At 71.2% G+C, this 7,717-nt stretch carries 5 protein-coding genes and 1 rRNA gene; 5 read left to right on the top strand and 1 reads right to left on the bottom strand.

Going from position 1 to position 7,717, the window contains the following annotated elements:
* Nucleotides 1-88: ribosomal RNA gene (gene rrf / locus J2Z30_RS48200) — 5S ribosomal RNA — on the top strand; the annotation flags it as partial.
* A gap of 310 nt (nt 89-398) precedes the next feature.
* On the opposite strand, the gene J2Z30_RS48195 is transcribed toward rrf, so the two are convergent.
* Nucleotides 399-1,664 (bottom strand): DUF7544 domain-containing protein, encoded by a 1,266-nt coding sequence (locus J2Z30_RS48195; RefSeq protein ID WP_044574419.1) that lies wholly within the window; start codon nt 1,662-1,664, stop codon nt 399-401.
* A gap of 149 nt (nt 1,665-1,813) precedes the next feature.
* On the opposite strand from J2Z30_RS48195, the gene mtnA reads away from it, so the two are divergent.
* The 4 genes from mtnA to J2Z30_RS48175 are packed head-to-tail and all read left to right on the top strand — an operon-like array spanning nt 1,814 to nt 7,547.
* Nucleotides 1,814-2,971, top strand: a complete 1,158-nt coding sequence (gene mtnA, locus J2Z30_RS48190; protein WP_044574421.1) for an S-methyl-5-thioribose-1-phosphate isomerase — start codon at nt 1,814-1,816, stop codon at nt 2,969-2,971.
* Nucleotides 2,968-3,645 (top strand): two-component system response regulator MtrA, encoded by a 678-nt coding sequence (gene mtrA / locus J2Z30_RS48185; RefSeq protein WP_020870844.1) that lies wholly within the window; start codon nt 2,968-2,970, stop codon nt 3,643-3,645. The genes mtnA and mtrA overlap by 4 nt, the downstream gene beginning before the upstream one ends.
* Before the next feature lies 1 nt (nt 3,646).
* Entirely contained in the window at nt 3,647-5,680 is a 2,034-nt protein-coding gene (gene mtrB / locus J2Z30_RS48180; protein ID WP_245389329.1) for an MtrAB system histidine kinase MtrB, read from the top strand.
* Nucleotides 5,670-7,547, top strand: coding sequence for an LpqB family beta-propeller domain-containing protein (locus J2Z30_RS48175; protein WP_308280288.1), 1,878 nt, complete (start codon nt 5,670-5,672; stop codon nt 7,545-7,547). The genes mtrB and J2Z30_RS48175 overlap by 11 nt, the downstream gene beginning before the upstream one ends.
* Nucleotides 7,548-7,717: the final 170 nt, after the last annotated feature.

Here is a 7,717-nt window from a genome sequence, read left to right as displayed (position 1 = left end):
CGGTTACATTCCGAACCCGGAAGCTAAGCCTTTCAGCGCCGATGGTACTGCAGGGGGGACCCTGTGGGAGAGTAGGACGCCGCCGAACAATCTTTAGCCTCGGTCCCGAGCACTATGTGCTCGGGACCGAGGCATTTTTGCGTTCCCACTCGATCGGATGTTCCACCGGATCGAGTGAAAGGGTATCAGCGCTCTGGCGCTGCGAGGTCGAGGTCACGCAGAGTAGTCAGTGAGGGTCGGTCAGACGGCCCGTTGATGGCCAGTCAAGAGGCCCAAGTGGCAGCGGGGTATATGTGCCGAGCGGGCGGAGGGTGAGGTGATGGCCTGTGAGTATGACGGGCTGTGCGGTGAGGGGGCGTAGGGTGACGCCCCGTCCGTCCCCGCCTGCTGTGATGCCGTCAGTTCCAGGACGTGGAGCCGACGGTCGGCTGGTCCTCGCCATGGCCTTCCGCCGAGTCTCCCGGCACCCCCGCGGCGCGGGCGAGCTCGAGGTCGAGGGCCTCGCGCCGGATGCGCTGGTCCATGTAGAGGAGGGCCGTCACACCCGCGCTGATCGGGAAGGTGATGGTCGAGCTGATCACTCCGCCGACGCCGACCACGATCAGGAAGGTCCAGCCGACGGAGACGGATTCGCCGGACAGCCAGTCCATGGCGTTGTCCCCGCCGATCACCATGGCGACCAGGCTGGTGGGGATCTCGACGATGGCGCCGACAATGAAGACCAGGACGACGGCCAGCAGTTGGATGCCGAAGACGCGCCCCCACGAGCCGCGCACCAGCTTGAAGGAGCGTCGCAGGGCCTTGATGATCCCCTGCTTCTCCAGCATCAGCGCGGGAGCGGCGAGGCTGAAGCGGACCCAGAGCCAGGCGGCGACGCATGCCGCGGCGAGCCCGCCCAGAGAGGCCAGCGCTGCACCCTCGCTCGGCACGCCCGCGACGGCCAGCAGCAGACCCGGCGTCATACCGGCGGCGATGACGGCCGCGGCGATGGTGGGGATGAGCAGGAGCAGCCCGCACAGCTGAAGGAGGTGCGGCCGGGCACCGGCCCATGCCTCCCTGGCGGACACGTTCCGGCCCAGCACCGCCCGCGCGGCGACCACGGTCATGAGGGCGGTGGTGACGATCGTTCCGAGGACGCCGAGGAGGAGGGTGGCTCCGCTGTCCCCGAGGATGTCGCCGACGGCGCGCAGCGCCTGGCCGACGGTGGCGTCCGGATCGTCGAGGACATTGCTCTCGTTCCCTCGGCCGTCGTTGAACCACAGTCCCGTCGCGGCCGTGATCAGACCTTGGGTGACGATCGAGACGATCAGCGAAATACCGAGGACCGTGCGCCAGTGGGCGCGCATGATGGCCACCGCACCGTCCAGGATCTCGCTGACGCCCAGCGGCCGCAGCGGAATGACACCGGGGCGGGGAGCGGGCGGCTGACGCCGGCCGGTGCCCCATCCGCCACCCGGCGCGGGAGCGGGTGGCACCGGTGGTGGCGTGCGGCCTCCCGATGCGGCCCAGCGGCCGGGCGGCGGCTGGTGGCGGGCCCACTGTTCGCCCCATGCCCGCTGTTCCGGGGCGGGCTGGTCGGCGGGCTCGCCCTGCTGCTGAGCGCCGTGGTCCGGTTCGTCGGAAGGGGACGATCCGGGCGGGGCCCAGCCCGGAGAGTCATTCATCGTCGCTCCGTAGGTTGTTCGTTGACCGGCCGCGGCGTCCGCGGCGGGCGGATGTCAGCCATCGTGCCACGGTGCGTTCCGCCGCGTACCGGTCACTGGGGGCGGTCCGGCACTTCAATAGTCGGTGGCGCACAAGGCAGACTGGGCGGATGGCTGATCAGCATCCGGTGTCCCCGGAAGGCTCCATACCTCCCACCGCCCTGGCGCTGCGCTGGGAGGAGCCCCCTGAGGGACCCGTACTGGTACTTCTCGACCAGACCCGGCTGCCCGCCGAAGAGGTCGATCTGGTGTGCACCGATGTGCCGGCGCTGGTGGAGGCGATCCGCTCCCTCGCCGTGCGCGGCGCCCCGCTGCTCGGCCTCGCCGGGGCATACGGGGTCGCGCTTGCCGCGGCCCGCGGCTTCGATGTGGACGAGGCCGCCGAATCGCTTGCCCATGCCCGTCCCACGGCCGTCAACCTCGCCTATGGCGTCCGCCGTGCCGTCGCCGCGTATCACGCCGCGCTCCGGGACGACGCGGACGACGTTCAGGCCGCCGTGGCGGCCCTCGCCGAGGCCCGTGTTCTGCACCGGGAGGATGCCGAGGCCAGCGAGCGCATGGCGGCTCGTGGTCAGGCGCTCCTCGAAGAGCTGCTGCCTGCCGGGGGTCATCGGATCCTCACCCACTGCAACACCGGCGCCCTGGTCTCCGGAGGCGAGGGGACCGCCCTCGCTGTGGTCAAGGCGGTGCACCGGGCGGGGCAGCTGCGGCGGCTCTGGGTGGACGAGACCCGGCCCCTGCTCCAGGGAGCGCGGTTGACCGCGTACGAGGCGGCGCGCGCCGGTATGGCGTACACGCTGCTGGCCGACAATGCGGCGGGCTCGCTCTTCGCGGCCGGTGAGGTGGACGCGGTGCTGATCGGTGCGGACCGGATTGCCGCGGACGGCTCGGTGGCCAACAAGGTGGGCAGCTATCCGCTCGCGGTGCTGGCCCGCTACCACCATGTGCCGTTCGTGGTGGTGGCCCCGACCACCACGGTGGACCCGGCCACCCCCGACGGAGCCGCGATCGAGGTCGAACAGCGTCCTGGTCATGAAGTGACAGACATCACAATTCCGTATGCTCCCATCGCCAGACAGGAGGCGGGTACCGGAGTGCCGGTCGCTCCGCTGGGCACACAGGCCCACAATCCGGCCTTCGACGTCACGCCACCGGAGTTGGTGACGGCGATCGTCACCGAGGAGGGCGTGATTTCCCCGGTCACCGAGGACGGTATCGCCGAGCTGTGGACCAGGTCACGATCGGGTAATGGGATGATGTCGATATGAAGGGACGCGTCCTTGTCGTCGACGACGACACCGCACTGGCAGAGATGCTTGGCATCGTGCTGCGCGGCGAAGGCTTTGAACCGTCGTTCGTGTCGGACGGCGACAAGGCTCTTGCCGCCTTCCGCGAGACCAAGCCCGATCTTGTGCTGCTCGATTTGATGCTGCCCGGACGGGACGGCATCGAGGTCTGCCGACTGATCCGGGCCGAGTCCGGGGTGCCGATCGTCATGCTCACGGCCAAGACCGACACGGTCGATGTGGTGGTCGGGCTCGAGTCCGGGGCGGATGACTACATCGTCAAGCCGTTCAAGCCGAAGGAGCTGGTGGCCCGGATCAGGGCACGGCTGAGGCGTTCCGAGGAACCGGCGCCCGAGCAGCTGGCCATCGGCGATCTGGTGATCGACGTGGCGGGGCACTCGGTGAAGCGGGACGGCCAGTCGATAGCGCTGACGCCGCTGGAGTTCGATCTTCTGGTGGCGCTGGCCCGTAAGCCGTGGCAAGTGTTCACCCGTGAGGTGCTGCTGGAGCAGGTGTGGGGTTATCGGCATGCCGCCGACACCCGGCTGGTGAATGTGCATGTGCAGCGACTGCGGTCGAAGGTCGAGAAGGACCCGGAGCGGCCGGAGATCGTGGTGACCGTGCGCGGTGTCGGCTACAAGGCCGGGCCCAGCTGAGATGACCGGTGGTACGGCGCCGCCGCCCGATGGACCGGGCGGCGGGGCTCCGGAGGGTGCCCGGATTGGGCGGCCAGACCCGGCGGGTGAGATACCGCTGCTGCGCAGGTTGTGGAGCGGCGGGCATCTGCTGCCCGACGGGGCGTCCGGAGGGCCGGCCCACCCGGTGATCCGGCTGTTCGGCCGGTGGGTGCGCCGTCCGCTGCTGCCCGCTGCCCGGCTGTGGCGGCGGAACATCCAGCTGCGCGTGGTGGCCACCACGCTGCTGATGTCGCTCGGTGTGGTGCTGCTGCTGGGCCTGGTGGTCATCGGCCAGGTGCGCAACGGTCTGCTGGACGCCAAGCGCCATGCGGCGCAGGGCCAGGCTGTCGGTGGCTTCGAGGTGGCCGAGCAGATGGCCGACCGCAAGAGCGACAACCGTGGCCAGGACGGGGCCGGGGCCGGTGCCCAGGACTCCGGTGCCTGGCTGAACGCGCTGGTGGAGCAGCTCGCCAGCGGCGGCAAGGGTGCCTATTCGGTGGTGGCGCTCAGCTCCGACTCCGGCGAGACGCCCTATGTGGCCAGCCGGGGGCCGCGGGCATCCGGTGATGTCCAGCCGGACAGTGTGCCCGCCGATCTGCGCCGTCGCGTGGACGAGGGCCGCACCGCCCCGTATGAGCGCTACGGGAAGATCGTGCACGCGGGCTCCGGGGACTCCGAGCCCGCGCTGATCATCGGCAAGCGTCTGGACGACAACAACGGCGACGCCTACCAGCTGTACTACCTCTTCCCGTTCTCCCAGGAGGAGAAGTCCCTGAGCCTGGTCAAGGGCACCCTGGCCACGGCCGGGGTGTTCGTGGTGGTGCTGCTCGGGGCCATCGCCTGGGTGGTGGTCCGGCAGGTCGTGACGCCCGTGAGGATGGCGGCGGGGATCTCCGAGCGTCTGGCGGCCGGACTGCTCCAGGAGCGGATGAAGGTCACCGGGGAGGACGACATCGCCCGCCTGGGCGAGTCGTTCAACAAGATGGCGCAGAACCTCCAGCTCAAGATCCAGCAGTTGGAGGAGCTCTCCCGGATGCAGCGCCGCTTCGTCTCCGATGTCTCCCATGAGCTGCGCACTCCGCTGACGACCGTAAGGATGGCGGCGGACGTCATCCATGAGGCACGTGGGGACTTCGATCCGATCACCGCGCGCTCGGCCGAGCTGCTGTGGGGCCAGGTCGACCGCTTCGAGTCGCTGCTCAGCGATCTGCTGGAGATCAGCCGGTTCGACGCGGGCGCGGCCGCGCTGGAGGCCGAGCCGATCGATCTGCGCGATGTGGTGCACCGGGTGGTGGACGGGGCCGAGCCGCTCGCCGAGGCCAAGGGCACCCGGATCCTGGTGCGGGGCGCGGAGGCGCCGGTGATCGCCGAGGCGGACCCCCGCCGCGTCGAGCGGGTGCTGCGGAACCTGGTGGTCAACGCCGTGGAGCACGGCGAGGGCCGCGATGTGGTCGTACGGCTCGCGACGGCGGGCGGCGCGGTGGCCGTCGCGGTGCGGGACTACGGCGTCGGGCTCAAGCCCGGCGAGGCGACGCGGGTGTTCAACCGCTTCTGGCGGGCCGATCCGGCCCGTGCGCGCACTACTGGCGGCACCGGTCTGGGCCTGTCGATCGCGGTGGAGGACGCGCGGCTGCACGGCGGCTGGCTCCAGGCGTGGGGCGAGCCCGGCGGTGGTTCGCAGTTCCGGCTGACGCTGCCGCGTACCGCGGGCGATGTGCTGCGCGGCTCGCCGATCCCCCTGGAGCCCGAGGACTCCCGGCGCAACCGCCGTCCGAGTGATGTGACCCCGCAGCCCGCGGCGGAGCGGCTGGCGGCGGTGCCCGCGCAGCCGCGATCCGCGCTGCCCGCCGACGTCGTGGCGCCCGCCGCCGATCCGACGGCCCTGCCGGGCAATGGGGCCCGGGTGGTGCGTGGCACCACGGAGACGCCGTCCGACGGGCCGCGGGGCGGCCAGGAGCCGTCCTCCCGGCCGACGCCATCGAACGAAGGGGAGGGCCGCCCCCGTGGGCGCTGACCGTGCCGACCGTCGCCGTTTCCGCCGCCGTGTGCGCCCCCCGGGCGGCCGGGGCCTGAGCGCGCCCGTGCTGCTGGCCTGTGGCGCCCTGCTGCTGTCCGGCTGCGCCTCGATGCCCGACAGCGGCGATGTGCGGCGGGTGGACTCCTCACCGCGCTCCGACGTCGACTCGCAGGTGCGGGTGTACGGGGTGAGTCCGGGCAAGGGCGAGCAGCCCGCGGAGCTGGTCTCCGGCTTCCTGGAGGCCACGACGAGCGACGAGGAGAACTTCGGTACGGCGAAGGAGTACCTGACCAAGAGCGCGGTCAAGCGGTGGCAGCCCTTCGCGGCCACCACTGTGCTGGACCAGGCGCCTGACGTGCGGGTGGAGACGGACCCGGGCGACCGGGACGGCAACGGTAAGACGGTCGTGCTGTCGGGCAAGCGGATCGCCGTCGTGGACGAGACCCACGCCTACAAGCCCGATGAGCAGCCGTACGAGGAGCGCATCCATCTCACGCTGAGCGGTTCGGAGTGGCGCATCGACGGGCCGCCGCGGGGGCTGATCCTCGGCGAGTCCGACTTCCAGCGCATCTACCGCTCGGTCAACAAGTACTACTTCGCCGATCTCGGCCCGGACGCCGAGGATTCGAAGGCCGGGGACAACGTGCTGGTGGCCGATCCGGTCTATGTGCGGCGCCGTATCGACCCGGTGACCGCGACCGTCAAGGCGCTGCTGGACGGTCCCACGGGGTGGCTGGAGCCGGTGGTCAGCAGCTCCTTCCCGCGTGGTGCGGCGCTCGGCCGCCGGGACGAGCGGCTGTCGCTGGACGACTCGAACGCGTTGAAGATCCGGCTGAACGAGCCGGCCGCGCAGATCAGCGCGGCGCGCTGCGCCCGGATGGCGGCGCAGACGCTGTTCACGGTTCAGAATCTGGGCGAGGGATCGTCCGAGGTCAGCGGGGTGCGGCTGGAGCGGCAGAACGGTTCTGAGCTATGTGCCCTCTCCAGTGACGCGGCGCGGGCCTACGCCCCGGACGGGGTCGAGGGCCATCCGCGCCACCAGTATTTCGTGGACTCCGAACACCGGATGGTCCGGCTGTCCGACGACGAGGACCGGCCACAGCCGGTGCCGGGGCCGTTCGGCGCCGATGACGCGGGTCTGGGCTCGGTGGCGGTCTCCCGCGACGAGCGGGACGCGGCGGGGGTCACCGCCGACGGCTCGGCGCTGTATGTGACCGAGCTCGCGTCGGACGCCGACCGCGGCAAGGTGCGGGTGCGCAGCCGGGGCGGCAGCGTGGAGCACGGTCTGACGGCGCCGAGCTGGGACGGGCTGGGCGGTCTGTGGGTGGCCGACCGGGACCCGCGGCAGCCGAGGCTGCTGCGGCTGCCGGGCGGCACCGGACCGGCGGACGAGGTGCGGCTGCCGAAGCTGGACGGTGGCCGGATCACGGCGCTGCGGGTGTCCGCGGACGGTTCCAGGATCGCGATGCTGGTCAAGCGGTCCGGCCACACCACGCTGCGGCTCGGCCGGATCGAGCGGCGGGGCGCCGCGGACGCCCCGGAGCTCTCGGTGGGGGCGCTGCGGGCGGTCGCGCCGAAGCTGGAGGACGTGGACACCTTCTCCTGGGCGGGTGACAGCCGGCTGGTGGTCGCGGGCCGGGAGTCGGACGGGGTGCAGCAGCTGCAGTACGTGGAGACGGACGGCTCCCCGTCGAACGTCCCGGAGGTGCCGGGGCCGAACGGGGTGCAGTCGATCGGGGCCTCGGAGGACCAGACCCGGCCGCTTATCGCCGAGACCAGGGAGAACGGCATCGTGCGGCTGCTGCCGAACACCGACTGGAAGACCGTGGACCAGGACGGCTCGGCTCCGGTCTACCCCGGCTAGGTCTGCGCGGCCAGGTCTGCTCGGCCAGGTCCAGATCTGCTCTGGTTGGGTCCAGGTCTGCTCTGGTTGGGTCTGCCCCGGCTCTTAGGCCAGGACACCGATCGGGGGTGGCCGGTTGTCCACATGTGCGCGGTTGTCCACAAGGGGTGGCGCGGGGGCCTGACCACCGG

It is taken from the genome of Streptomyces iranensis, from assembly GCF_017874715.1.
Taxonomy (GTDB): Bacteria; Actinomycetota; Actinomycetes; order Streptomycetales; family Streptomycetaceae; genus Streptomyces; species Streptomyces iranensis.
The sequence above is the reverse complement of the archived record's forward strand: the minus strand, read 5'-3'. Positions and strand labels throughout refer to the sequence as shown.

Excerpts from the sequence above, each read along its gene's own strand:
- J2Z30_RS48195 (WP_044574419.1), bottom strand. The coding sequence starts at position 1,664 with ATGAATGACTCTCCGGGCTGGGCCCCGCCCGGATCGTCCCCTTCCGAC.
- mtnA (WP_044574421.1), top strand. The coding sequence starts at position 1,814 with ATGGCTGATCAGCATCCGGTGTCCCCGGAAGGCTCCATACCTCCCACC.
- mtrA (WP_020870844.1), top strand. The coding sequence starts at position 2,968 with ATGAAGGGACGCGTCCTTGTCGTCGACGACGACACCGCACTGGCAGAG.
- mtrB (WP_245389329.1), top strand. The coding sequence starts at position 3,647 with ATGACCGGTGGTACGGCGCCGCCGCCCGATGGACCGGGCGGCGGGGCT.